Genomic DNA, 25,533 nt, shown 5'->3' with positions numbered 1-25,533 from the left:
CTTGTCTTTGTCTGCATAACGGCCAAGAATTTGCGGAGGAACGTATGTTCTTTTAAGGGTGAGGTCTTGTGCTGCTTTAATGAGAAGATCTGTTTCATGAAGAGAGGCTTGTCCAGATAAAGGGGAGATGTATCCATCTATGAGAAGGTTTGTGTTTAAAGAAGCGATTTCATTAGGAGTGGAAGGTCCTACGTTTTCGAAGGGAGCTGCTATGAGGCGAGAAGTTAAGATAAAGCAGAGCAACCAACGCATACATTATGCCTTAATCCATGTTACTTAAAATATCTGACAATTGATACCGCTCATACGACATCCAATTGCGATAGAGTGAGATTATAATCACAGAGAGAATTTCAATCTATGATCTTGTTACTTTTTTTAGATACTCTAAGAACACAAATATGTGTTCTTAGAGTATCTACGAAATGATTGTAATAGTAGATCTTACTTAAGCTGAATAGAGCAGAAATAGGCACCTTTATTACGATCACGAACTAGTAGTAAGATGGATTTAGTCGTGTTTTGATTAATTGCTTGATTAAACTCTAAGAGGTTTGTCACTTTTTTGTGATTGATCGTTTGAATTAAGCATCCTGGACGCAACCCCGCAAGCGCTGCTGGAGAGTTGGGTTTTACTTTGGTAATCACAACTCCTTCTTCTGTAGGTTTGTAACCAAGCTGCTTAGCATAATCTTCTGTTAATGCTTCAACTTGTAATCCTAATTTTTGCACAATCCCATTTTCAGCCATCACATTATCGGAACTAGAACCCAATTTTACAGAGATTTGTTTGGTCTCCTGATTGCGTTTTACCTTTAGCTGAATAGTAGAGCCTGGGGACTTTAGAGAAATTTCTGTTTTCAATCCTTCAGAGCTCTTAACAGGTTTATTGTCATATTCTAAAATAATATCGCCCTGTTTGAGTCCTGCTTTGTCAGCAGCAGATCCAGGAACAACTTCAGAAACAAGAGCTCCTTCTGGTTTTGATAAACCAAAGGCTTTAGCGATATCTGCATCCATTGGTTGTAGAGTAACCCCTAAGAATCCACGTGTAACACTTCCCTTTTCTAAAAGCTGATTCATAATGTTTTTAGCCATGTTGATCGGGATAGAAAAACTAATCCCCATATAGCCGCCGCTATTAGAAGCAATAGCTGTATTGATTCCAATCACTTCGCCTTTTGAGTTTAAAAGCGGACCACCTGAATTACCACGATTAATTTGCACTGTGCTCTGAATGAAGTCTTCTAAATCATTAATATGTAAATTCTGCCGTCCCTTGGCGCTAATGATGCCTTGGGTAAAAGTGGACTTTAGAAGAAGGGGGCTACCAATCGCAAAGGCGAGTTCTCCTATTTTAACAGAATCTGAATCCCCCAAGGGCAGATAAGGTAGTGCTGCTATTTCTTTTGATTCAATCTTAAGAAGAGCAATATCTGTATGTGGATCAGACCCTACTAATACAGCGTCTATTTCTTGTCCATCGTGCAGAACAATAGTGATTTTATCACAATTATTCACCACGTGCGCATTTGTCATAATATGACCATCAGCGCTACAAAAAAAGCCAGATCCTGCATTTTTTTGAGGGGTAGCTTGGGGCATTTGTCCAAAAAAACGATTAAATATTTCACTGTGAAATTCAAAAGGGTTATGCATGCCATAAGATTCATTTGCGTTACTTTGCGCTTTTATAGAGATAACAGCGGGATTAGTGCTTTCATAGATAAGATTAAACGCTTGTGATACCTGATCTAAAACCTGAGTTTCTTTTAGAGTGGGAATATCAATCGAGTTTGCACTAAGAAGAACAACGCTTAAAACAAGAAAAATAGAAGAGTGAATAGCTGACTTTTTCATAATATAACCTCTTTAAATTAAACTACAAATTGAGCATATAAAATATACACTTCTCTAAATTTTTGTAAATTAAGTAAAGACTTTAAGGTAGTTCTTGGTCAAGTAGTTTCTCTATAGTATCTTTAGCTACATTACTTGGAATAGCAAAAGAGAGTCCTGTATAGAAACCTTCTTTATAGCGCCACGTGCTTCTACTAACCCCGATTACTTCTCCATCTAAATTGAGAAGAGGTCCTCCGGAGTTACCTGGGTTAATGCTAAGATTGACTTGTAGAGTATCGGGCTCTTGGAACTTATCTTTTTTTAGGCTGCTTACAATTCCAAATGTTACAGTGGATTGCAAACCAAAAGGACTACCAATGGCTGCAACCCATTCTCCTAGTTCAATAGAATCGGAATCAGCTAAAGCCAAAAAAGGAAGACCTTCTGCTTCGATTTTAATTAAGGCAATGTCAGAAATAGGATCTGCTCCTATTACGACACCATCGAATTGTAATTGATTACTTAGTGTAACAGTAATTACATCTGCACCTTGAATTACATGCTCATTGGTTATAATATATCCGTCTTCGGTAATTAAGAATCCTGAACCAATGTAAGCTCTTTCTTCGTTATTTCCCCACAAAGAACTAATCCAGCTAGAAGATGGGGTTAGTTTTACTTGAATGAATACAACAGCAGGAACAGAGGCAGTTACAATCTCGGTAAAAAAATTGGCAGCTTTTTTATCTGAGATTTTATGGTGTTTAGAAGGAAAAGGATAAGCAGCATAGGTGTTATTTAAGCAAAAGATACTTAAAATAAGGAAAAAAAATACTTGCATAAAGAGCCTATTTAACAAAATTTACTTATCTTCTTTGATTTATTTAACTACTGTTTTCTTTTTTTTCTTGATAAGAAACGGCTAAATATATCAATTATATTTTTTATTTTACAACTTATTTTTGTAAATTATGTATTTAAATAGGGAAAACAGGCAGAGGATTTTGCAAACCAACATTTTCATTGTTGATTAGCTCTTGATTGGCAAAGGAAATAAATATTCCTTGGGCAAGTTTGGGCTTTAATTCTTTTTCCACGATGTATTTTACATCATTGATTGTTGCATTAAGAAGAGATTCTCGGAACTCTTGACGCATTTCTTTTGTTTTTTGACTGCGAAGACACCCATAGGCTATAAGAGCTCTATTTTCTGGTGAGACAGGAGAGTCTAAATCTTGTAAAATGGTAAGTTTTGCCTCTTCTAATTCTTGCGCAGAAATTTTCCCCTTGCAGATTTGATCAACCGCTTCGTGGAAATGATTTCTCGTGCCATAGATATGAGGATCTCGATAGGAGAGAAAATAAAAATGTCCCATTTTAGAGCTAAATGTTGCACTAGCACCATATGCTCCGCCTTGTTCTCGAATCCTTGGGTGTAGAGTCTTATGTTCAAACAAAACCGAAGCAATCATCAAAGCAGCCGCATAGGGATGAATGTAAGAAATGGTAGAAAATGCTTCTACATTGAATGCAACCTGCGAGGAGATCAAACGAATCTGAGAAGAAGGTAAAATTAAAGGCGTTTCAAATCGCCAAGGATTTGTTTTAAGAGTGGGTAACTGATTGAGATTGAAATAATTTTTGCTTTCTAGTTCTTCTAACATCTCATAAGAACAACTCAATATCAAATGAGGTTCATTAAAAGTAAAAATTTTTTCTTTTAGAGCTTTTAAGCGATCAATTACCTTAGGAAGATTGGTTGGTAGATCTTGACAGATAGCTTGTAGGGTTTTGAAGTAACGCAATCCATACCAAGCTTCATTGATATGCGTAGCTGTGGAAAAACCACTAACAGCTAAATGAGTAGCGTAGCGCATTGCCTGTCGATTTAATCGATTGAGCAAGGACGTGTAGATTTGTAAAATGAGCTCTTCAATTCGCTTAATCTCATCAAATCGAGGAGTTAAAAGTAGATCCTGCATCAAGGCAAATAATTGCTCTGCTTTGCGATATAAGCACTTTGATCGTAGATTAAAAGAGGGACGCAGTACTTTTGGATCTAAAGCTTGAGGATACAAGGAGCAAGAGGCGCTCAGCCCTCCTGTATGAGCCTGCATATATTCTAGATTCTCTCTATAATCTCTATTTCCACTTCCTAATTCAGATAAAATAGAGGTTAATAAATGTACATAGGGCAGATCTTCTTCTTCAATCGTGGGTAGATCAAAAAGCAGGTCTACGTACAAGATGTGATTAGTAAAGCAGTCGTGATGATAGATGGTTAAGTTTTTTGAGCAAATGACTTGCAGAGGAAAATCACGAATAGAGGTAGGGATATCGTTTAAAGATATTTTTGGCAGGCAATCTAGGGCTTGGGCTTCTGTTTGCTTTTGATACAGAGCTAGATCTCTTGTTTGTTTTTGAATTTCCTTGATTTGTTCCTTAGATAGCTCTTGCTGGGTTTTTTTCAGTCGTCTTAACTCTTGATTTCTCTCTTCTTCTGCTAGATGAGGATCTGGTATCATAACCAGACGAACACTATGAGGGTTGCTTAGGAAATACTTATCAATTAACCCTGTTAAATAAGTAGGCTGTTTTGTTTTCTCTAATAACTCCTCAAACAAAGAGTGCACCATCAACCCTGATTCAGCAGCACATCCATGTTGTTTAGCTAAAGCAGAGCGCATAAACAAAGAGAGACCAAAAGGAGATTGATCTCCTCCTATCTCTAAACGGGAGAGCTCTAACTGGTGAATGGCTGCATCGATTAAATGTTCTGGGATACCATCTATAACAATCTTTTTTAAAGTGTTTACTAAAACTCGCTCTAATTCATCAGCATCTTTTTCTTCGGTCCCTTTACAGACAAGAAGATAAGGCACTTCGCTCATCTCCATGCTTATGAAGCCCGTTGCAGAGATACAGAGTTGCGATTCAAGTAAGGCTCTTTTTAAAAGAGAGGCATCTGTTTCCATTAAGATTACATCTAAAACACTTAGTGCCAGCACATCTTCTTGTTCTATAATAGGAGCTGTTAAAAACCCAAAAGTGATCACTGCACGGCGAGAGGAAGTTTCAGAAGCTTCAATGGGATAGCGCATGGTAGAGAACTTAGGCGCATCAAAACGTTTTTGTCTAACCAAACAAGTAGCAGGGGAGCTACTTGCTTGGTTTAGCGTTTTTTCTGCGATAAAATCCAGGTGTTTTTGCAAAGGAAGATTCCCATAAAAGAAAAATAAACAGCGTGCCGGCTGGTAATACAAAGAGTGGAAAGCAATCAGCTGCTCATAGGTTAAAAGGGGAATCTCTTCTGGATCTCCTCCTGAATTAAATGCATAAGGAAGATCGGGCAGAAGCAGAGCCATCATAGCATGCCACATACGTGTATCAACAGAAGAGAGGCTTCCTTTCATCTCGTTGTACACAATCCCTTTAATATGCAGTCCTTCTTCTGGTTTTTTAGGATTGATCAATTCTAGACGATGTCCTTCTTGCAAAAAACTCATCCGTTTTAATTCTGGATGAAATACCGCATCCAAATAGACATCTAGTAAGTTATAAAAATCCTTTTCCACCTGTGATGCTGCAGGATAACAGGTAAAATCTGCCCCTGTTAAGGCATTCATAAAAGTATTCAAGCTTCTTCGTCCCATGGCAAAAAAAGGATCTTTTACCGGGTATTTCGAAGAACCGCATAGGACGGTGTGTTCTAAGATATGTGCTACACCATTTGAGTTATACGGCAGGGTCTTAAAAGACAAACAGAATAGATTCTCTGGATCATCGTTCTCAATATGCATAACAACAGCGCCTGTAGGCACATGCATAAGCTCGCGCAAAACACAGTGTAATTCATCGATAACTAAATATTTGGTGACGATAAAATCGCCGTGTTTTTCTCCAGGTCGTGTCAAAGTTTTGCAAAATGTATACATGAATCCAGCTAATTTAAGCGCTTAATAATAGATCAGCTCAAGATTTTAGTAAAGGTGATCTCATCTTTTGCATGTAGAGAAAAAGATAAGTATTGGTGCATTTCTTAAATTTAATTAAAAGTAATTATTTTAATAAATTAAAATTAAATTAATTGTATTAAAATTGAGTTTAATTCTTGATTTGTTATTTATTTAAAAATAACCTCATTAAGAACATATCCATTTATTAAAAAAACTATTAAGAGGTCTGTATGCCATTTATGTGGAATTGGCATGGCTTTATACATAAAAATAAATCTGAAGTTATTCCAGCTATTACTCAATGCGAAGAAATTCTGTTTAAAGGATATAGCTATCAGGCTCTAGATTCTTCCTTTCGCGAAGAGGTAGAGGCTGTTGCTATTTCATCTTTTCCTCAGCAGCAAGCCGAAGAAACCCCTTTAGATACTAATCGACAGATTTCTTATGATAGTAGCCAATCCATTTCAGCAATACCAGATATTAAACAAGAAAATAAGCAATACCGAGCCTGGATTAAAAATATAAAAATTGTATTACAAAAGATGCAAAAACCGGAATTAAGAAAGATAAGTGATTACAAAAATGAATGGGAATCTTCTATAGAGAGCATCTTAAAAGATCTTAGTATTGAAAATAGCCATTTAACAGAAGAATGTAAGAAAAAAAATCAAGAGATTCAGTTTTTAGAAGGTCTGCTAAGAAAAATAGAAGAAGAAAACATAGAAATGATAGATGCAGTAGCTAGTTATCAGCCATTAGAAGTTTCTGAAGAAGCAATCAAAAGATATTCCTTTTCTAGCTCAACAGAAACTATTGTGCCAGAAGAAGCTTCTATTAAATATGTTCGTGGAATATCTGAAGAATCAGGCTATAGCAGTCAAGAATCGATCTATAACTCAACAGAAACCATCGTACTAGAAGAGCCTGAGTCTGTATTCATGCAAACAAATACGCAAATAACAGAATTAGAAAAAAAGAATGAATTACACAAAGAATGGATTAAATCTTTAGATAAAAATCTTAACTCTAATCTAACTCTAAATTTTATAAAACGTTCAATGGCACCTAACTTAAAAACGTTTGAGGATTTAAAGTTTCCTTCATTTAAAAATGCAGAGTTAAAACAGGAAAATAAGAAAAAAAAGGAGATACTCCAGTCTTTAGGAACTCAAATAATTGAAAATGTAGAAATAAATACCGTATACCAAGAGCTTTTATCAGAGGAGATTTATCTTTATAAATTAAATAAGTTAGAAAAAAAGTTATATAAAGAGCAAAAAGAGCTTGAGGATATAGATAGTTATTTTAAAAAACTACATGAGAAGGCAGCTAAATTACATGCGGGTATAGAAACATTTACAAAATGTTTAGTTTAAACTAAAAAAATCATTTATTTATTAAAAACTATAAACTAAAAAATTATCATTCAAACCAGTTTAAGGAATTGCATTATGTGTGTATCGACTATTTTGAACCCCTTTTCTTGGGTATATTGCGCTCCTAGTATAGAGCTAAGCAATACTTATCAAGAAGGTGCGTCAGTTCAACAAGAAATCCATGCTGTTCCTTTGGAATTCACTTCTTTCAAGCCTGTCGTAGGCTTAAAGGAGGATTTAGAAAAGCAGTTGAAAAAAAATAATGAACATAAAACCTGGAATGGTTTTATAAAACCCTGGTTAGATGGTCTTAAAAAAGTACATTTTTTTTCGAGGGAGAGATTACAAGGGAAATTTTTGTTTCAGTCTAAGATGGGAGAAGAACTTCGATTAAAAAGAGGAAAGATTTTTCGATTAGAACAAAAATCTGTTTTTATAATAGATGAGGAGGTTTTTCTAACACAAGAAGCAAAACAGGGCTTATTAAAAGCCGGTCAGGATTTTCTATTAGACAGGGGAAGGGTTTTTTTATCGCAGATAGGAGAGATTTTTATAAAAAACAAGGAAGTTTTGCTCATAGAAAAAGGCAAGGCTGCTCTTGTAAATAGAGGGCAAGTCTTTGTGCCAAGAAAGAGAGAGATTTTTTTATCAGAACAAGGAGAGGTTTTTCTTGAAAGACAAGGAATTATATTTCAATTAGCAAGGGAAACATTCTTTCATCCTAGTAAAAACCAGCTTTTCCGATCAAATAAGGTAAAGGGATTTATCTCGGAAGAAAGAGCAGCTAGTTTAGAAGGAGCTGTGAAGAAAATGTTAATCAATTTTTTGATTAGGGGGATTAATCTAATAGAAGAAAATACAGAAAACGATAAACAGATTAAATCTTTAGAATCTCAACTAGAAAGGTATAGAAATCAAAATAAAGATCAAATTGAAGAAATATCATTAAAAAAAATGATAGCAAGCTGCAAAGAAGAAAATGATAGATATCAAATGTGGATTGATAATACGCTCTTCGCGCAAGATTTCCTCGACGCTCCTATTTTTTTTAATCCAAAACAGCTTTTAGGCAAACTTGTCAGAGATAATAGTAACTTAAAAATAGATAAAGAAAGAAAAATTGAGATGATTGAATCTTTAGAAAAGCAATTAGAATATTTAAGCAAGGCAGGGATTTCTCCCTGCTCTTGATTACCAGGTAAGGGACGAAGCTGATTGGTATTCTGTCACACGGGTTTCAAAGAAGTTTTTCTCTTTGCCAAGGTCCATTGTTTCACTCATCCAAGGGAAGGGATTTTTTGAGTGATAGACCGCTTTAAGACCGATTCTTTCTAACCTACGGTCTGCAACATATTGTACGTACTCGCGGAACATAGAAGAGGTAAGGCCAAGGATTCCTCTAGGTAGGCAATCTTGAGCATAAGCGATCTCTAATTCAACAGCGTGTTTAATTTTTCGAATAATCTGATTTTGAAACTCAAAAGTCCAGAGGTCTGGATTTTCTTCTTTAATTCCATTAATGAGATCAATGCCAAAGTTTAAATGGACGGTCTCGTCGCGTAAGATGTACTGGAATTGTTCGCCAATTCCCGTCATTTTATTTTGGCGATGGAAGGAGAGAATCATGACAAATCCACTATAGAAGAAAATCCCTTCCATAATGAGGTAATAGCCAATCAGATTTTCTAAAAATTTTTGCGCTCCTTGTGTTGTATCAGTTGAGAAATTAGGATCCAAAACCTCAGCTGTTAGCTGCATTTGAAACTCATCTTTAGCTTTAATGCTAGCGATTTCATTGTACATGTTGAATACTAGACCTTGATCAAGGTTTAAGGATTCACAGATATAGACAAAGGAATGGGTATGAATAGCTTCTTCAAATGCCTGGCGCAGCAGGTATTGACGCACTTCAGGATTTGTTACATGCTTAAAGATAGCCAGTACGATATTATTGCCAACTAAGCTCTCAGCGGTGCTAAAAAACCCTAAGTTACGCATAATCACTCTGCGTTCATCTTCACTTAAAGTTTTAGCTTTCCAGAGCTCGATATCTTTAGCCATAGGAACTTCAGTAGGCATCCAATGATTGGCGCAACCATTCATATAATGTTCCCATGCCCAATTGTATTTAAGAGGCATGAGTTGATTTACATCTACCTGATTGCAGTTAATCAGTTTTTTCTGTGCTACATTAACTCGTTTTCTTGTGTCTGTAGTTTCGTTCATAGTTATGATCTCCTTAAAGAGTTATTGGCAACTTTCACATCCTTCATCCAGGTTACAACTCTTGCGCTGCAATGCAATATTGCTTGAGGCGGATTTGTGTTTCATCCATCTAGGCTGCAGCCCTCGTTTATTGATATCTGTTGTCGATTTTTCAATCTGGGTAGCACCCAAAGAACGCAGGTAATAGGTAGTTTTTAATCCTTTTTGCCAAGCAAAGAAGTACATTTGATGCAATTTTTTACCACTGGGTTCTGCTAGATACAGATTTAAAGACTGCCCCATGTCAATCCATTTCTGCCGACGACTAGCACATTCAATGAGCCATTCTGGATCAATTTCAAAGGCAGTTAGATAAACCCGTTTAATTTCTTGAGGGATACGGTCAATTTCTGCAACAGAACCATCAAAGTATTTAAGATCATCGAGCATTTGTTGATCCCAAATACCAAGTTCTTTAAGGCGATCTACAAGGTATACATTAGGAACTGTGAATTCACCGGATAAATTAGATTTAACAAATAGATTTTTGTAAGAAGGCTCAATCGACTGTGTGACTGCTGTGATATTGGAAATGGTTGCTGTGGGAGCAATTGCCATAGTATAAGAGTTACGCATACCATGATTCTTGATCGAATCACGTACAATGTTCCAATTCATACTAGAGGTTTGATCCATATTAAGATTTTCTCTACGTTCTTTTGCAAGTAGAGAAATCGTATCTATAGGTAACAACCCTCTTTCCCATTTTGAACCTTTGTAAGAGGAGTAAGTGCCTTTTTCACATGCTAATTCACTAGAGGCTAAAATAGCGTAATAAGAGATCATTTCCATACTTTTATCAGCAAAAGCAATAGCTTCGTGACTTGCATAGCTAATATTTAATGCATAAAGAACATCCTGAAATCCCATCATTCCTAAACCAATAGGGCGGTGCCTTAAGTTTGCGTGGCTTGCTTCTAGTGTAGGATAAAAATTGATATCAATTACATTATCAAGCATACGCACGGCTGTGCGAATAGTAGCGCTTAATTTTTCTTCGTTGATCCCTTGAGGAGTCATATGCTGGATTAAGTTAACCGAGCCTAAGTTACATACAGCGGTTTCATCGGAAGAAGTATTGAGCAAAATCTCTGTGCACAGATTAGAGCTATGTACGACGCCTACATGATCTTGTGTAGAACGGATATTAGACGGATCTTTAAAAGTGATCCAAGGATGCCCTGTTTCAAATAACATACTGAGCATTTTGCGCCAGAGCTGAACCGCTTCAATTTGCTTAAACAGTTTGATTTTTCCAGATGTTGTCATCTGCTCATATTCTTTATACCGATTTTCAAAATCCATCCCGTAAAGATCATGTAGATCGGGAACGTCGTTTGGGCTAAATAGGGTCCACAATCCATTTTCTTTCACTCGTTTCATAAATAGATCAGGAATCCAGTTAGCTGTATTCATGTCATGAGCACGCCGTCTATCATCCCCTGTATTTTTGCGCAGCTCTAGAAAATCTTCGATATCTAGATGCCATGTTTCTAAATAGGCACACATAGCACCTTTGCGCTTACCGCCTTGATTGACAGCAACTGCAGTATCATTGGCTACCTTTAAGAAAGGGATAACCCCTTGACTACACCCATTTGTTCCTTTAATAATCGAGCCCGTTGCTCTAATATTTGTCCAATCATTGCCAATTCCCCCAGCCCACTTGGATAGCTGTGCATTATCGGCAATCATTTTAAAAATACAGCCCAAATCGTCTTGTACCGTTAACAGATAGCAAGAGGATAATTGCGAGTGAAGTGTTCCTGAGTTAAACAACGTAGGTGTGCTCGACATAAAGAGAAAGGTAGAAAGGACGTTATAGAATTCGATGGCACGTTCATTTTTTTGCTCTTCTTGCATGGCAAGGCCCATGGCAATACGCATCCAAAAAATTTGCGGTGTTTCTAGCCTCCGCTGTTCATGATGGATAAAGTAGCGATCATATAGGGTTTGTAGCCCAAGATAAGTAAATTGATCGTCTCTTTGTAGTTGCATAGCATGACAGAGTAGATCAAGGTCAAACTTTAATAAATCAGGATGTAGCCTGCTTAGTTTGATTCCTTCTTTGATATACTTTTTAAAGTAGCTGCGATGAGATGATTCTAAATCAGGATCTGAAGAGCTAATTTCCATGGTTTCTCGATAGAGGACATCTAATAACAAGCGAGCTGCTACTTTAGAGTAAGCGGGCTCAATTTCAATTTTTGTACGAGCTGCCATAATTTGGGCTAGGTCAACCTCTTTTTCCTTAATGCCCTCATAAAAGTTAGAGACCGTGTTTTCTAGAAGCTCATCAGCAGATACCAACTCTTCCAATCCGCGACAGGCTACTTTAATACGGATAAATAACTGTTTTTCCGTAATTATGCGCTTGTTTTGCTCTTGATCAAGAATAGTAAATTCACGTGTTGTTCTATCTTCTGGAATAGGATAAGAGAACTTGAGCTCATTTTGTCTGCCCAGTAAAGCTCTATGTAAGATAAAGTGCTTTGCTACACTATAAAAATCCGCTTTCATTAATTGCTGTTCGATTTCATCTTCGATCAAAACAGAGCTAAGGGTAACGCCTGTTTTAGAAAGGCTCAGCGCCCTGGCAACTACATTCTGTGTGAGCAAATTAATGGCTTCTACCACTTGTTTTGGAGAGAAACCTGTGATTTCCATAGAAGAGCGAAAGGCTTTTTCCAAAGAAGAAGCGATTTTCATGGGGTTAAAACGCACCTCTATCCCATCTTCTCTGATAATTTTTAAGCTTTGTGCAGAGTCATCGCGCAAGGCTTTATGTTGATCGCGATAAATAATATAATCTCGTGCTACATCATGATGACCTGCTTTCATTAAGCAAACTTCAACCTGATCTTGAATTCCTTCAACCGTTAAAGAAGTTCCTTGGACAGCTAATTTATATAAATCTTCAATCACTAGATTCACAATTTGATCGATAGATTGGAGTAAAGAGGGGCTAAGAGAGGTTTCTTTATCGACTTTCTTGGTATCGCGAAAGGCGCATTCAATAGCTCTTAAGACTCTTTCTTGACGAAAAGGAACAATGCTACCATTGCGTTTGACAACAGTGAAATGCTGTAGAGAAGTTTGAGGTGAGGAGTTACACTCTTGTAATTTTACAGGATCTTCTTGAGTCATTGAACCTTTCATATATTTTTTTGCTCCAAGTGTTTTAGTTTTTTATAAAGATGGCTTAAGATCTTTGAGTCTACTCGTTATGGCCCCTAGATTAACGTTTTAAGCAATTACAGCGAAGTCTAAAAAATAAAAGATCATTATACTACATATGGTAGTTTATTTGAATCATACACACCATATATAGTAGCCAAAAGCTACTTGTCTAGTAAAAAATATACTTTTTAAAAAGTTATTTTTATGCTTTTCTAAACAAAGAACTTAAGTGATTAGAGTGCAACAATTCTAAGAAACTGATACGATTTTATAGATAAGAGAAAAGCAAAAAAGCTTTAAATTTTTAAAATTAAAAAGGGGGTTTATGCGAAGGGTTTATCTCATTCCCAACATGATCACAGCTTTTGGTTTAGCTTGTGGGTTATTTGTTATTTTTAAAGTAAATATGGTAGAACCCGGTTCTGGATTATTTCAAGTATTAAGTATATCTGTGCTTTTATTATTAGTGGCGGCTTTTGCAGATTTATTAGATGGCGCTGTTGCTCGAGCATTTCGAGCAGAGAGCGAATTTGGATTTATTTTCGACTCATTAGCAGATGCCATATCTTTTGGAGTAGCACCTTCTGTTTTGCTTCTTAAAACATTATCATTAGAGCCTGGAACAGGATTGTCTTTTTTAGCCGTTTTAGGAGCTATGCTCTATTCCATCTGTGGTATTTTACGGCTCGTTCGTTTTAATGTAAAAACAGTAGAACCTAAAACAAATGCAGAAGCTTTATCTGCAAAAAAACATTTTACAGGCCTTCCCATTCCTGCTGCTGCGTTAGCTGCGGTTTCTCTAAATCTCTTGTTTGCTTCCGACTTTTTCCATAACTATTTTCCCCTATCTGAAGAAGCCCATGCTATCACTTTGAGCATTGTAATGATTATTTTAGGTTATTTTATGGTAAGTCGTTGGAAGTTCCCCAGCTCTAAAGCCCTACATTTTCGAGTTCCTTCTTTTCAGCTGGTTTTTGGGACTGTGGTTTCAGCTATTTTTATTTTTTATGGAACGCTTTATTTCTTTCCCATTATGTTAACCATTGTGACATGGAGCTATATTCTTCTGGGGTGGACCTTATCGATTATTCGCTTGATCGCAGGCAGGAAATCAAAAACTTTAGTGGACTTTGAGCCTGAGCATGAGGACTAATGAATAAGGACCTTTTTATTACTTTATTAGCTATCATTGGATGGGGACTTGTGGCTTTTGCACTTATGAGTCGAAAAAAACTAGAGATCTCCTTAGCTCTAGCTCAGCAAAAAGCAGAAGAAGCATCTACTTTAGATCTGCAACTAAAAGAAAAAGAGAAAGAGATTCTCACACTTTTGTTGCAGCAAAAAAGCTCTGAGGAAAGACAACAAGCCATGGAGATAGCAGAGCAACACTTTAAGCTCTTATTTCAATCTCTATCTTCTCAAGCTCTAGAGCATAATAACAAACAATTTCTATCTGTTGCTGAAACAGAAATTGCTAAATGGCGTATCTCTGCCCAATCAGATTTGGATAAACGCAAGCATTCAGTAGAAGAAATGCTTGTACCTTTTAAAGAGACCTTAATCAAGCTCGATCTAGAGATGCGTAAATATGAAAATGAACGCAAATCTGAGCGAGAGGTTTTTAAAGAGCAAGTGCGTGCTTTAACCGATAGTGAAAAACAACTTAAAACAGAAACAGCTAATCTTGTACAAGTGTTAAAAAATCCTCAATCTCGTGGTAGGTGGGGAGAGATGCAATTAAAGAGAATCGTTGAATTAGCTGGCATGCTTAACTACTGTGACTTTTATGAGCAAAAATATAAGGCCACAGAAGAGGCAAGCATTAGACCAGATCTTCTCATTCGCTTACCCGGCGGGAAACAAATTGTCATTGATGCCAAAGTTCCTTTAGAAGCGTACTTAGAAGCCATGTACAATCCTGACGAAAAGATCAAGGAAGCTAAGTTTCGCGATCATGCACGACATATAAGAGCTCATGTTAATGCTTTAAGCAAAAAGAGTTATTGGGAGCATTTTCAACCTGCTCCTGAATTTGTCATTTTGTTTTTACCAGCAGAAGCTTTTTTTAGTGCAGCGCTTGAATACGATCCTTCTTTAATTGAAGTAGGTGCAGAACAAGGAATAATTATTGCAACACCAACAACGCTAATTGCTCTTTTGCGTACAGTGTTTTACGGCTGGAGGCAGGAAAACTTATCCAAGCAATCAGAGAAAGTAAGAGAGCTTGGTCAAGAGTTATATAAAAGATTGCTTGATATGACAGGGCATTGGTCTAAAATGGGTAAGAGCTTAGCCCAAGCGGTTGAATCCTATAATAAAGCAGTGGGGTCTTTAGAGACTCGTGTTTTAGTAACAGCGCGCAAATTTAAAGATCTACAACTACTCTCTGAAGAGGTAGATTTAGAACCATTATCGGAAATTGATAAAAAACCACGAGATTTGCAAATTGCTGAGCTTGTGGCTCCCCTGCATAAAGACAAAGGCTCTTAAAAGCTTGCTTCCTCTGTCTAAATTGGGTTTTTTAGAAATCTTGAAAACAATAGAAGACCTTAAGAAGAGGTTATGAGTAAAGTTGTCCGAGGTATAGGAACGATGATCATTAGTAACGCCAAAAGATTAATTTAGCAAAAGAAAATCATCAGTCAGCAAAAATCAAATGTTTTGATCTATTATTGTACAAGCTGTTGTCAATCGAGTTAAATTTGATTGTGTATTGGCTTATAATTGATTTGGAGCAAAAAAGAATTTACTATGAAATAAACAAGAAGTACCTGGTTGGAATCAAAGCTAATCGACTAATTGCTCTTTCTAAAGAAGAGAAAAAAAAGGTTAGTACTAAAATCTAAATACGTTACCCTTTGAAGCTAAGTTTCAAGAGATTGTTCGAGAGCTTATCGGAAAAAAGATTATTTACTTATTTGAGAAACAGCAGCTTGAATACATGGCCTAATTCGAAAAAGTTGGGTGCTAGGTCTAGGAACATAAGATAGAAAAAGGTGTTAAAAAATAATGAGTTCTATAAAATATTAAATTTGAGATTATAAAAATTTCTGTTAGAGGATTTTAAAAGTCTCTTTAATAAAAAGGTTTATGGAAAAATCAAAAGTATTTGGTGCTTTAAGAAGTGTTTTTTTGCCTGTTCATCGCTTTGAACTTAAAAAAGTTGTTTCCTTGTTTTTCTTACTATTCCTCATTTGTGTAAGTTATGACGTGCTACGAAATTTAAAAGATGTGGTCATTCTAACAGCAAAACACTCTGGAGCAGAGGTGATTCCTTTTATTAAAGTATGGGGAACCTTTCCAGCTGCAATCGGTGCCACTTGGTTATACATTCGCTTGAATCGCTATTTTGACAAAACAGCTGTTTTTTATATTATCATATCAAGTTTTCTTATTTATTTTTTTGTATTTGCTTTCTTTTTGTATCCAAATAGTGAAAAACTACACTTACATGCATTAGGAAATTGGTTGTCTACCATTCTTCCCGAAGGATTTCATGGATTAATTGCTTTAGTGCGCAATTGGGTTTTTACCTCTTTTTATATAGTTTCAGAGCTATGGGCTACTTTAATATTGGGGGTGCTCTACTGGGGTTTTGTAAATGATGTAACAGACGTAGGTGAAGCAAAGAGAACATATGGGATTTTAAATATAGGTTCAAATATAGCTCCCATTTTAGGAGGGTTGCTAGGTTTAATTTTTAGTAAACCCTTTGCTATTTCTTTTTTGCCTACTAATGAGTATCCCTGGAGCCAGACAATTTATCAACTCATTTTGTTAGTGATAGTTTTAGGGATTGCTTGTATGGGTCTTTATGCTTGGATTAATCGCTATGTATTAACTTCTAAAGAAGAAAAAGATACCTGTTTGATCAAGCAAGAAGTAAAAAAACATCTTTCAATTAGAGAAAGCATAAAATATATTCTTCGTTCTAGATATTTAGTCCCGCTAGCAATTATTTTTTTGGGTTATAATATTAGCATTAATCTAACAGACGTCCTATGGAAAGCTCAATTAAAAAGTCTATTTAAAGATCCCAATCTCATGCTTGAGCACATGAATAAAATCACCATGGGAATTGGTGTATTAGCTACTTTTGGAGCTTTATTTTTCTCCGTTTTGATTACAAGACTTGGATGGACTTTTACTGCAGTTATAACTCCAGTAATCATGACTTTTGTAGCAGTTGGGTTTTTTACTTTTATGTTTTGCGCTGATTCATTAGCTGCTTTTTCAGCAACTGTTTTTGGTTTAGCTCCTTTTACAATGGTTGCGTACTGCGGATCTTTGCAAAATTGTTTGAGTAAAGCCTGTAAGTATTCTGTATTTGATGCTTCTAAAGAAATAGCATTTTTACCTCTTAATAGCGAGTCTAAAATCAAAGGAAAAGCAGCAATTGATGGTCTAGGTTCAAGTTTAGGCAAGTCTGGTTCTTCATTAGCTTATCAGGTGTTTATTATTTTAATGGGAAGCATATCTCTTTCAGCTCCTTTTGTAGCTGTTATTTTATTTGTCATTTTAATAGCCTGGGTTATATCTACTTTTTATTTAGGTAAACAATTTAAAGAAATGACTACAGTAGAAAAGCCCATTATTGTGCAAAGTCTATCAGGCTCTAATCTATAAAAATGCTAGTTTTAAGGCGTCTTTAAGTTTCTGATAATAAGCACCTTCGCCTTGCCTATGAGATAATAGGCGCAAGTTTAAGGATTTACAACTACTCTCTGAAGAAGTGGATTTAGAACCGTTATCGGAAATTGATAAAAAACCATGAGATCTTTCAAATTTCTGAACTAATTCCCTGCGTAAAGGCAAAGACTAAATCTCAGAATATTGTGCCAAGTCTCACTCTAAGTTTTTCATTTAGTATAGAAATATTAAAGCTTCGTAAGATTCCTTCTTCGGTCATCCCAATTTTAATAAGCGCTTTTCTTGCTCTTAGATTTAAAACATCTGTTTTAGCTTCAATTCTTTCCAAGTCAGCTCCAACCGAGTTCTATACGTTTATCATTTTTAGAGAAGTTACCAAAAGCGATTGAGCCCATGATAGTTTTAGTAACAGGATCTTCAATGATAAAGGTATATCTTGATCTAGACATTCTTTGTTGTAGAGCACCCTTAATATAGTTTGTAATGCTTGTTGAATCAGACATTCTTAAAGCAAAGTATGCCCAAATATCCTGGTTAAGAGCAAGTGTAGTTAGGTGTTCTTGATCAGTAATGTCAAGTGGTCTTAAACGTACTTTTGCATTCTCAAGTATAATAGTAAAGTTGAAAAAGCTTTCTTTGCTAAATAGGCTTTTAAACTTTGAGATCTGGCAGGAATGCATCTTTTTGTTAGTAGAGCTGTGTTTTTTAAAAAAGGAGCTCAAAACAAGCTCCTTTCATTTCTTAAAATTACTTAACGTCTAAAACAAAATAGGAGGGAAAAGCAAAGTTGTTATTAGGGCGTGGTGTAGCAATAAGAGAAACTCTTTTACCCACTAAATCCTGTAAATTGACAACGGTGCTATATACATAGGCAAGAGGAATATCTTTATCGCGTAGGATAAAATCGCCGGGTTTGTTTTTGACAGCAGAGTTATAAGCCTCAACAATTCCGGAAATGACATTAGCCGTTATTTGTTGCTCTTGATAGTAATCTTGTATGTTCTTGTTGTAGTTCATGTTGGTCCAAGTTAAGAAAAGAGCTTCTTCTACATGTTCCCACATTTTCATCTTATCGGTTTGATTGATGCAAACCGTATTGTCTGGATCAGATCTACCATCTTCTGTATCGGAAAAAGCGCTTTGGGTTTGCATGGCTTCTAAGTATTGAATTCTTTTATGTAGATATTTTTCTTGAAAATCCACTAGAGAATCTTTAGCTTGCTCAGAAACAGCAGCGATATCTCTATACTCATTGATTAATTCATTATAGGCATCTACTCGCTTTGTGAAATCGATTTCATCTACATTTTTATGTAGATCTGATTTTGCAAGTAAATTTGCTGAAGCTAGTTTTTGTTCTGCTGTAGCAATACGCACATCGAATTGCTCTTTTACTTCAGGTCCTCCTACATACTCTATATATTGCTTTGCAACATAAAATTGTACTTGTGGTGGACAATCAAGTTCAAACCATTTTTGATCCTTAGAAGAAATCAAGGGATTGTTTACAGCATAGCCATGATCAAAGAAGCCGGCACTAGGAGCATCAACACTTGGTTCTAAGCGAATATTGACGCGACTTCCTTCTATAAAGCTATCTAATACATACTTACGGGAGACATATACTTTAAAATCCTTTTGAGGAGAGACCACCCAAAAATCTTCTTTTTCTCCAACAATGGATAAAAGCTCATCTGCTTGCATTTCTGCAACGACATCACCTTCTAAACTTGGATTTAACCGTAATCTGACTTTTCTTCCTCTTACTTTACCAGTAAAAGGTTCAAATGATTCTTGCTGTGTTGAGAGAGAAATTGATGGGGTTTCAGAATTTTGAACAGCTGGTGAATCATTAAATACATCTTCTTGTGCAAATCCATCTGCAAAAAGTGAATGGAAGGAAAAAACGCACAAGGATGCGCAAAAAAACTTAAAAGACTTAGACATGCTACTACATTCCTCCTGATCATAATAATCTAGTCGTCATTCTAGGAAGAATTGTTTTTTCCTACCACAAATTTATCGAGTATGACAAAACATTTACAAGAAAATAGATGATTTAAGCTTATTTAATCCTTAAATTAAGTATTAATGGAAGAAAAAAAAGTTTAAGCAATATCTGTGCTCAATACTGCATGAATATGTTTGCAACGCATTTCTCCGCAAGTGCATCCAATGGGATCGCCAATATACACGCTGTATTTTTCATTTGCATCAAAAGGATTTGTCACAGCAAATAACTTATCACCTGTCTGCTCAATATCCCAAGTTTTGAATTTTAAATCTTTATCAGACACTTCTTCTTCAATCTCTTCTGTTTTATTTTGAGCAAAACGACTGATTTGACAATAAGGGCAGTTGCAGTGAGGATGCTCAGGTTTAGTAAGCAAACCATTCAGCATAGAGCCTTCATCTAAAGATTTTAAAAAGGAAAAAATATGTTCTAAAATATCTTTAGAGAGAAGAGGAGCCTCTGTCAATTGAGAGTTGTGCTGTAGAAGCAAGTCTACTCCAGGTAATATTCCTTTAAATGAAGCACTTAAGGTCTTTAAAAAAGTTGTGAGGTTCTGAAGAGATTCAGGATCCTCAGTTAGTTCAGAGGTATTGACGAGTTCCATTCCAGGAATAATTCCCAACACTCCTTTTGGCAAAATCATTTTCTCTTTATTAGATAAAGATTGTTCTTGCTCTAGGTATTGAGAGTGCATAGAAAAAATCGCTTCTAGAACACAAGACGTCAAGTTAGGAATTTGTACACAAGTTCCATTAAGAAGAGCAACACTAAGAACTGGCTTATTCTGCTGATTATCAACATACAAAGCTGCTACATTTTTCCAGGAGGTAGATATATAAGGGGGTATATTTAGCATTTTCTGATTAATTTTCATAAATTTCTCCTTCAAGTACAAAATCCATTATAAGTGATCTTCAAGTTCAGCGTCAAGAATTTAGCACTCGAAATAGTCAATTGCTGAAATTACTTCATAAGAGATTAATGTTAAAATACTTAAAATTTAGTTAAAAAAATTAGGTTGAGTCTAGTAAAAGAGCACGCTATGCTGCACTTTAACCTGAACTAAAGGAGAAATCAAGTGGTTCGTAAAACATTTATCATTGATACAAATATTCTTTTACATGACCCTGACGCGATCATTAAATTTCATAATAATGATGTCGTAATCCCTCTTGCTGTTCTTGAAGAGCTAGATGGAATGAAAAGATTTTCGGATGAGTTAGGGAAGAACGCTCGTCATGTTTTACGCTATATCGATGGATTAAAAAATGCGCACCCAGGTCAACTAGCTCAAGGAGTACCTATTGAAAATGATATTGTAGTGAAAGTGCAAATGGATACGAAATCTCTAGATCGAGGAGCCTTTCCTTTTTCTTTGGATCGCAGTGCCCATAAAATTGTTTTCAGCGCTTTTAAGTTAAAGGAGCAAGGGGTCCCAGTTTCCATTATTTCTAAAGATTTTATTGTGCGCGTCAAGGCAGAGGCTGTAGGGATAGAATCACAGGACTATATTAACTTAAGATTTTCTTACGAGAATATCTATAAGGGATATCGAAAGTTAGACATGAGCAAGAAAGATCTAGATCTATTCTATAAAGACGGGGTCCTACCGATTGATTTACCCGATTTATATCCTAATGAATATTGTTTGATTAGTTCCAAAGAGCAGTCATCTGCTGTGTGCAAATACAACTCCAAAAAAAAACAGCTAGAACCTCTACTCAAGCTACCAAGAGATATCTGGGGTGTTCATCCTTTGAATATAGAACAAAAATGTGCCTTAGACTTGCTGTTGCGTGATGATATCAAACTAGTAACCCTTATGGGACCTGCAGGAACAGGAAAAACCCTTTTAGCTTTAGCTGTGGGTTTGAAAAAGGTTTTTGATGATGGGAATCATAAAAAAATTCTAGTAAGTCGGCCCATTGTACCCTTAGGAAAAGATATTGGATATCTTCCAGGTAGTAAAGAAGAAAAGCTCTATCATTGGATGCAGCCTATTTATGATAACTTGGAATTTTTATGTGAATCAACAGGCTCAGCTAATTCAGCTGAAACGCAAAGATGGATTATGGAAAGTAAAAAAATTGAAATGGAAGCGGTAACCTATATTCGTGGCCGTACGCTTCCCAATATGTATATCATCATCGACGAAGCACAAAATCTAACGCCTCATGAGGTGAAAACCATTATCTCTCGAGCAGGCCAAGGGACAAAAGTAGTTTTAACCGGAGATCCTACGCAAATAGACAACCCTTATTTAGATAAAGACTCCAACGCTTTAACCTATACGGTAGGCAGATTTAAGGAACATCCTATCTATGGGCATATTTTCTTAGACCGCACAGAGCGCTCTGAATTAGCTGCTTTAGCCACAGAGGTATTATAGCTTTATCAATGGAAGTGATTGAAGTATTGGTTATAGGAGCTGGACCAACTGGAATGCTAATGGCAGCAGAAGCTGCTCGACATGGTCTTTCTTGTCGAATTATCGATAAAGGTAGAGCTTATGCAGATCGCTCTAGAGCTGTTGGTATTCCAGCTCGGACTATGGAAATCTTTGGACACCTAAAAATTGCAAAAGATTTTTTAGCTCAAGGGATTCAAATACAAGCAGCTGATCCAATTAGTCATTTTCAACGCCTTGCGCAGATTCCATTAAGCACATTAAAATCTCCTTATCCTTTTGTATTAAGCCTTGAGCAGGCCAAAACCGAAGAGATTTTGGCTAGGTATGCTGCAACGCTTGGTGTAAGAATCGAAAAAGGAATAGAATGTGTTCAGCTCATGCAAAGTGCGCAAGAGGTAGAAGTTGTTCTGCAGCATAGAGAATCGGGAAAAGAAGAAAGAGTTAAAGCCTCTTGGGTGATAGGATGCGATGGTGCTCATAGCCAGGTGCGCAAGCAATTAGGACTTGTCTTTGAAGGTAAAGCCTTTGCTGATATTTTCTCTCTTGCTGATGCACACATTCTCTGGGAGTATCCCCATAATGAAGTGAGTATTTTTTTAAATGCTAAAGGATTTTTAGCCGCCATTCCTCTTCCTGAGCCAAATCGTTATCGCCTGATTTTCCAACTCTTACGCTGCCGAAATCTTTTAAAAAATCATAAAAACCTACCTTATGGACAAGTTAGTAAGGAGCTAGTCAAAGAACCAAATTTACAAGAAATAGAAAATCTTCTTCAAGAATATGCAGGACAAAAAATCTATCTGACAGATCCCATTTGGATGGCAAATTTTCATATTAATAGTCGTATGACAAACACTTATCAAAAAGGACGTGTTTTTTTAGCAGGAGATGCGGCTCATATTCACAGTCCTATAGGGGCACAAGGGATGAACACCGGTCTACAGGATGTATTTAACTTAGCCTGGAAATTAGCCCTAGTTCACAAAAACAAAGCTTCTTTAGAGTTAGTAAAAACCTACGATTTAGAACGTCATAGAGTAGGTAAAACTATTCTAAAAACCACAGAATACGCCTCTTATATGGCAACTATGCGTAATCCTATTGCTATTTGGTTGCGCAACCACATAATTTCCTTCTTAAATCGATTTTCTTTTATTCGAAAATCTTTAGCTAATAGGATTTCCCAAATAGCCATACGTTATCCAAGAAGTTTTATTGTTGTAGATAAAGGATATTTTAAAGGTCCCAGAGCGGGCTCAAGAGCTCCCAATGCTCCCACTCTATTCAACGGAGAACTCTCAGATCTTTATACCATCTGGAGTGGCTCTACCGCATTTCAAATGCTTGTTTTTAACAACCTAGAAAGTTTGCAGCGCTTTAAATCTGCATTCATCAATGTAATTTTGATAACACCTAGCATGGACCCTACAGGAGAAGCGTATCAAATTTACGGAGCAAAAACCGCTTGTGTCTATATCATTCGTCCTGATGGGTATATTGGGTATCGCAACAAAAGAATCGATGAGTTAGATATAAAGGCATACTTTAATTCTATCTTTAAAACTTAGAAACAAATCAATGTATAATTGATTACACCCCTACTTTAAATATTTAAACAAAAGGAGCATATATGAGTTATCTCAACGTAGGTAAAGAGAAAGACCAAGATGTCACTATCTACTATAAAGATTGGGGAGAAGGAGATCCTGTAGTTTTTTCTCACGGGTGGCCACTAAATGCTGATGCATGGGAAGGTCTGATGTCTTTTCTAGCTTGCAATGGCTATCGTTGTATTGCACCCGACAGGCGTGGTCACGGAAGATCTAGTCAACCTTGGAAGGGCCATGATATGGATACTTATGCAAGTGATTTGGCTAAACTATTGGAAAATCTTAATTTAAATAAAGTAACTTTGATTGGTCATTCAACAGGAGGAGGAGTGATTGCGCGTTATATAGGTCTTTATGGAACAAAGAGAATAGATAAGGCGATATTTATAGGAGCTGTGGTTCCTCAAATGGTTAAGACTGCATCGAATCCTGGAGGATTGCCCCTAGAGGTATTTGATAAAATGCGCCAGGAAGTGCATAAAGATCGATCTCAATTTTTTAAAGACCTTGCTCCTTCATTCTATGGAGCAGATAGCTCCAAGTATCACGTTTCAGAGGGGGTGCTTGATGACTTCTTGTATCAATCAAAACTAGCTGCTTATCCTGCGCTCTACAAATGTATTAAAGAGTTTTCCGAAACCAATTTTACGAAAGATCTCGAAAAAATTGATGTTCCCAGTTTATTTATTCATGGGGATGAAGATAAGATTGTTCCGTTTAAAGATTCAGCTCTCTTAGCTTCTAAAATAGTAAAAAGTGCCAAGTTAAAAGTCTATAAAGGTGCTCCACATGGCTTATTCGCTACTCATAAGGATAAACTCAATGCAGATGTGCTTGCTTTTATCCATACAGGAGATGTAAAAAATTAGTGTTTTAGAAATCCGTTTTTAGCCGTCCAGAAAATAGGTTTTTTTGCAGTACCTTACATCTGAGCAAAGATTTTAAATTTTCATTAAATTATCTAGCATTTGGAAAGGATCGTTTTCTAATACAGGTAGAGTGGTCCAAATTTCTTTTAACATGCTTAGGCGATTCTTGGCCCACAGAGCAATTTTTCTAGCTTGTTCTTGCAACTGTTGTTGATCATGAGAATCGGTTGGACTGAGCTCATTGGATGTTTCAATAATAAGAAGAGACATCGTCGTCATTTCCCGTAATGCAACAGCTCTTTTCCAGGCTTCTTCATTAACCGGAGGTGGTGGTGTAGATACAAATGCTGCAACATGGCCACCCGCTATCTTAGCAGCATAAATAGCACCTACGGAAGCAATGGCAGCCATGATAAATCTAATGGGAGGGGGACACAAAGATGCAAATGGCAAAGTCCACCCGTGCCACCAGCTCATTGCTGTTAGCGTAGAAGCTCCAAGAGAACCCGCTATTTCTCCAAATGCCTGGCCTCTTGCAGTGTGTTCTTGTATAGAAGCCTGTAAATTAGCAACATCTAAAGATGCAGCTCTAATATATGTATTTTGATACTCAACAAATCTAGCTTGTAGCTCCTCATCAGCTCTTATAAGAAGATCACATCTATCTGAACTTTCTATGCCCATTTCACTAGATGGAGCATAATCTAGCCTGATATTTGCACCTATGACAGCGCTCATATTCCCCCTATTTTTTATAAAAAAAATTAGTCTAGAAGTTCTTCAATAGTTACTGACTCCAAAGGATCTACATCTGACGAATCAGAATTGTTACTGGCGTTTCCCTGTCTTGGTTGTTGCAATTTTTTTAATGCTTTGCTTGCAAGCATGCCAAGAGAGATTGCATCAAAGTCTTTTCCTTTATAACCACGGCTTCGCAATAGAAAAAACCTGTCAATATCCCCGTCTTTAGCTTTAAAGAAAGGCAAGCCTGTTGAGAAGGAGCTCAGGGGTATAGCTATAAAACACTCACTAAGAGAAACATTTAAAGAGTATCCAATAAGAGCTGGGAATGTGATACCTATGATTATAGGAGCTCCTACAGCTAATACCTTAGTAAAACCATTTAATCCTTTGTAAAAAAAACTAAGGAGATTAGATATCAAATTGCAGAGTCTATTTTCCAAAATAATTACAGCTTTAATGAATGCTCAGAACTTGATGCTTTTTTTAGAGAAATAATTAAAAAATGTCCCAATCTTAAAGATTTTCGGGCATCTTATGCGATAGGAATTGTATCTGATGAGATTTTAAGCCTTTTAATTGATCGTGAAATAAAAGTTCAGACCTTTGATTTGCAAAAA

At 36.4% G+C, this 25,533-nt stretch carries 20 protein-coding genes; 8 read left to right on the top strand and 12 right to left on the bottom strand.

Features of this window, described 5'->3' with window-relative positions:
* From RHTP_RS02660 to RHTP_RS02645, 4 genes are all read right to left on the bottom strand, one after another.
* Nucleotides 1-252 (bottom strand): hypothetical protein (locus RHTP_RS02660; RefSeq protein ID WP_138106584.1); only part of this gene is annotated, 252 nt, incomplete at its 3' end.
* Between the two features lie 192 nt (nucleotides 253-444).
* Nucleotides 445-1,860 (bottom strand): Do family serine endopeptidase, encoded by a 1,416-nt coding sequence (locus RHTP_RS02655; protein WP_138106583.1) that lies wholly within the window; start codon nucleotides 1,858-1,860, stop codon nucleotides 445-447.
* Between the two features lie 82 nt (nucleotides 1,861-1,942).
* Nucleotides 1,943-2,683 carry a S1C family serine protease gene (locus RHTP_RS02650; RefSeq protein WP_138106582.1) on the bottom strand — a complete coding sequence of 247 codons (741 nt, stop codon included), beginning with the start codon at nucleotides 2,681-2,683 and terminating at the stop codon, nucleotides 1,943-1,945.
* A 136-nt stretch (nucleotides 2,684-2,819) separates the two neighbouring features.
* The gene (locus tag RHTP_RS02645; RefSeq protein WP_138106581.1) at nucleotides 2,820-5,777 is read right to left on the bottom strand and encodes an insulinase family protein; all 2,958 of its coding nucleotides are present in this window, start codon (nucleotides 5,775-5,777) and stop codon (nucleotides 2,820-2,822) included.
* 251 nt (nucleotides 5,778-6,028) lie between these two features.
* Between RHTP_RS02645 and RHTP_RS02640 the strand changes: the two genes are divergently transcribed.
* The gene (locus RHTP_RS02640) at nucleotides 6,029-7,174 is read left to right on the top strand and encodes a hypothetical protein (RefSeq protein ID WP_138106580.1); all 1,146 of its coding nucleotides are present in this window, start codon (nucleotides 6,029-6,031) and stop codon (nucleotides 7,172-7,174) included.
* Nucleotides 7,175-7,249: 75 nt separating this feature from the next.
* Nucleotides 7,250-8,365 carry a hypothetical protein gene (locus RHTP_RS02635; protein ID WP_138106579.1) on the top strand — a complete coding sequence of 372 codons (1,116 nt, stop codon included), beginning with the start codon at nucleotides 7,250-7,252 and terminating at the stop codon, nucleotides 8,363-8,365.
* Here RHTP_RS02635 and RHTP_RS02630 read toward each other — a convergent pair whose 3' ends face one another.
* Together RHTP_RS02630 and RHTP_RS02625 are read right to left on the bottom strand one after the other, a co-directional pair.
* Complete coding sequence (locus tag RHTP_RS02630; protein WP_138106578.1) at nucleotides 8,366-9,400, bottom strand: ribonucleotide-diphosphate reductase subunit beta; 1,035 nt, start codon at nucleotides 9,398-9,400, stop codon at nucleotides 8,366-8,368.
* A 21-nt stretch (nucleotides 9,401-9,421) separates the two neighbouring features.
* Nucleotides 9,422-12,586 carry a ribonucleoside-diphosphate reductase subunit alpha gene (locus RHTP_RS02625; RefSeq protein ID WP_138106586.1) on the bottom strand — a complete coding sequence of 1,055 codons (3,165 nt, stop codon included), beginning with the start codon at nucleotides 12,584-12,586 and terminating at the stop codon, nucleotides 9,422-9,424.
* 358 nt (nucleotides 12,587-12,944) lie between these two features.
* Between RHTP_RS02625 and RHTP_RS02620 the strand changes: the two genes are divergently transcribed.
* The 3 genes from RHTP_RS02620 (at nucleotide 12,945) to RHTP_RS02610 (ending at nucleotide 17,245) form a co-directional block, all read left to right on the top strand.
* The gene (locus RHTP_RS02620) at nucleotides 12,945-13,772 is read left to right on the top strand and encodes a CDP-alcohol phosphatidyltransferase family protein (protein ID WP_138106577.1); all 828 of its coding nucleotides are present in this window, start codon (nucleotides 12,945-12,947) and stop codon (nucleotides 13,770-13,772) included.
* Nucleotides 13,772-15,109: a DNA recombination protein RmuC gene (locus tag RHTP_RS02615; protein WP_138106576.1), complete on the top strand. Its 1,338-nt coding sequence runs from the start codon at nucleotides 13,772-13,774 to the stop codon at nucleotides 15,107-15,109. The genes RHTP_RS02620 and RHTP_RS02615 overlap by 1 nt, the downstream gene beginning before the upstream one ends.
* A 600-nt stretch (nucleotides 15,110-15,709) precedes the next feature.
* On the top strand, nucleotides 15,710-17,245 hold the full coding sequence (locus RHTP_RS02610; protein WP_138106575.1) for an Npt1/Npt2 family nucleotide transporter: 1,536 nt from the start codon (nucleotides 15,710-15,712) through the stop codon (nucleotides 17,243-17,245).
* A gap of 199 nt (nucleotides 17,246-17,444) precedes the next feature.
* Here RHTP_RS02610 and RHTP_RS02605 read toward each other — a convergent pair whose 3' ends face one another.
* From RHTP_RS02605 to RHTP_RS02590, 4 genes are all read right to left on the bottom strand, one after another.
* Nucleotides 17,445-17,597 carry a GNAT family N-acetyltransferase gene (locus tag RHTP_RS02605; protein ID WP_138106574.1) on the bottom strand — a complete coding sequence of 51 codons (153 nt, stop codon included), beginning with the start codon at nucleotides 17,595-17,597 and terminating at the stop codon, nucleotides 17,445-17,447.
* Nucleotide 17,598: 1 nt separating this feature from the next.
* Nucleotides 17,599-17,991, bottom strand: coding sequence for a GNAT family N-acetyltransferase (locus RHTP_RS02600; protein ID WP_138106573.1), 393 nt, complete (start codon nucleotides 17,989-17,991; stop codon nucleotides 17,599-17,601).
* 25 nt (nucleotides 17,992-18,016) lie between these two features.
* The gene (locus tag RHTP_RS02595; protein WP_138106572.1) at nucleotides 18,017-19,216 is read right to left on the bottom strand and encodes an SH3 domain-containing protein; all 1,200 of its coding nucleotides are present in this window, start codon (nucleotides 19,214-19,216) and stop codon (nucleotides 18,017-18,019) included.
* Between the two features lie 161 nt (nucleotides 19,217-19,377).
* The gene (locus RHTP_RS02590; RefSeq protein WP_138106571.1) at nucleotides 19,378-20,157 is read right to left on the bottom strand and encodes a hypothetical protein; all 780 of its coding nucleotides are present in this window, start codon (nucleotides 20,155-20,157) and stop codon (nucleotides 19,378-19,380) included.
* 204 nt (nucleotides 20,158-20,361) lie between these two features.
* Between RHTP_RS02590 and RHTP_RS02585 the strand changes: the two genes are divergently transcribed.
* The 3 genes from RHTP_RS02585 to RHTP_RS02575 all read left to right on the top strand — a co-directional run bounded on the left by RHTP_RS02585 (nucleotide 20,362) and on the right by RHTP_RS02575 (nucleotide 24,172).
* Nucleotides 20,362-21,672 carry a PhoH family protein gene (locus tag RHTP_RS02585; protein WP_138106570.1) on the top strand — a complete coding sequence of 437 codons (1,311 nt, stop codon included), beginning with the start codon at nucleotides 20,362-20,364 and terminating at the stop codon, nucleotides 21,670-21,672.
* An 8-nt stretch (nucleotides 21,673-21,680) separates the two neighbouring features.
* On the top strand, nucleotides 21,681-23,261 hold the full coding sequence (locus RHTP_RS02580; protein WP_138106569.1) for an FAD-dependent monooxygenase: 1,581 nt from the start codon (nucleotides 21,681-21,683) through the stop codon (nucleotides 23,259-23,261).
* 62 nt (nucleotides 23,262-23,323) lie between these two features.
* Complete coding sequence (locus RHTP_RS02575; RefSeq protein ID WP_138106568.1) at nucleotides 23,324-24,172, top strand: alpha/beta fold hydrolase; 849 nt, start codon at nucleotides 23,324-23,326, stop codon at nucleotides 24,170-24,172.
* Nucleotides 24,173-24,244: 72 nt separating this feature from the next.
* Here RHTP_RS02575 and RHTP_RS02570 read toward each other — a convergent pair whose 3' ends face one another.
* Nucleotides 24,245-24,910: a hypothetical protein gene (locus RHTP_RS02570; RefSeq protein WP_138106567.1), complete on the bottom strand. Its 666-nt coding sequence runs from the start codon at nucleotides 24,908-24,910 to the stop codon at nucleotides 24,245-24,247.
* Nucleotides 24,911-24,936: 26 nt separating this feature from the next.
* Nucleotides 24,937-25,335 (bottom strand): hypothetical protein, encoded by a 399-nt coding sequence (locus RHTP_RS02565; protein WP_138106566.1) that lies wholly within the window; start codon nucleotides 25,333-25,335, stop codon nucleotides 24,937-24,939.
* Nucleotides 25,336-25,533 lie beyond the last annotated feature (198 nt).

Origin of the sequence: Candidatus Rhabdochlamydia sp. T3358 (assembly GCF_901000775.1) — a bacterium.
Classification (GTDB): Bacteria; Chlamydiota; Chlamydiia; order Chlamydiales; family Rhabdochlamydiaceae; genus Rhabdochlamydia.
This window is presented reverse-complemented; position numbering and strand designations above follow the sequence as displayed.

Excerpts from the sequence above, each read along its gene's own strand:
- RHTP_RS02655 (WP_138106583.1), bottom strand. The coding sequence starts at position 1,860 with ATGAAAAAGTCAGCTATTCACTCTTCTATTTTTCTTGTTTTAAGCGTT.
- RHTP_RS02650 (WP_138106582.1), bottom strand. The coding sequence starts at position 2,683 with ATGCAAGTATTTTTTTTCCTTATTTTAAGTATCTTTTGCTTAAATAAC.
- RHTP_RS02645 (WP_138106581.1), bottom strand. The coding sequence starts at position 5,777 with ATGTATACATTTTGCAAAACTTTGACACGACCTGGAGAAAAACACGGC.
- RHTP_RS02640 (WP_138106580.1), top strand. The coding sequence starts at position 6,029 with ATGCCATTTATGTGGAATTGGCATGGCTTTATACATAAAAATAAATCT.
- RHTP_RS02635 (WP_138106579.1), top strand. The coding sequence starts at position 7,250 with ATGTGTGTATCGACTATTTTGAACCCCTTTTCTTGGGTATATTGCGCT.
- RHTP_RS02630 (WP_138106578.1), bottom strand. The coding sequence starts at position 9,400 with ATGAACGAAACTACAGACACAAGAAAACGAGTTAATGTAGCACAGAAA.
- RHTP_RS02625 (WP_138106586.1), bottom strand. The coding sequence starts at position 12,586 with ATGACTCAAGAAGATCCTGTAAAATTACAAGAGTGTAACTCCTCACCT.
- RHTP_RS02620 (WP_138106577.1), top strand. The coding sequence starts at position 12,945 with ATGCGAAGGGTTTATCTCATTCCCAACATGATCACAGCTTTTGGTTTA.
- RHTP_RS02615 (WP_138106576.1), top strand. The coding sequence starts at position 13,772 with ATGAATAAGGACCTTTTTATTACTTTATTAGCTATCATTGGATGGGGA.
- RHTP_RS02610 (WP_138106575.1), top strand. The coding sequence starts at position 15,710 with ATGGAAAAATCAAAAGTATTTGGTGCTTTAAGAAGTGTTTTTTTGCCT.
- RHTP_RS02595 (WP_138106572.1), bottom strand. The coding sequence starts at position 19,216 with ATGTCTAAGTCTTTTAAGTTTTTTTGCGCATCCTTGTGCGTTTTTTCC.
- RHTP_RS02590 (WP_138106571.1), bottom strand. The coding sequence starts at position 20,157 with ATGAAAATTAATCAGAAAATGCTAAATATACCCCCTTATATATCTACC.
- RHTP_RS02580 (WP_138106569.1), top strand. The coding sequence starts at position 21,681 with ATGGAAGTGATTGAAGTATTGGTTATAGGAGCTGGACCAACTGGAATG.
- RHTP_RS02575 (WP_138106568.1), top strand. The coding sequence starts at position 23,324 with ATGAGTTATCTCAACGTAGGTAAAGAGAAAGACCAAGATGTCACTATC.
- RHTP_RS02570 (WP_138106567.1), bottom strand. The coding sequence starts at position 24,910 with ATGAGCGCTGTCATAGGTGCAAATATCAGGCTAGATTATGCTCCATCT.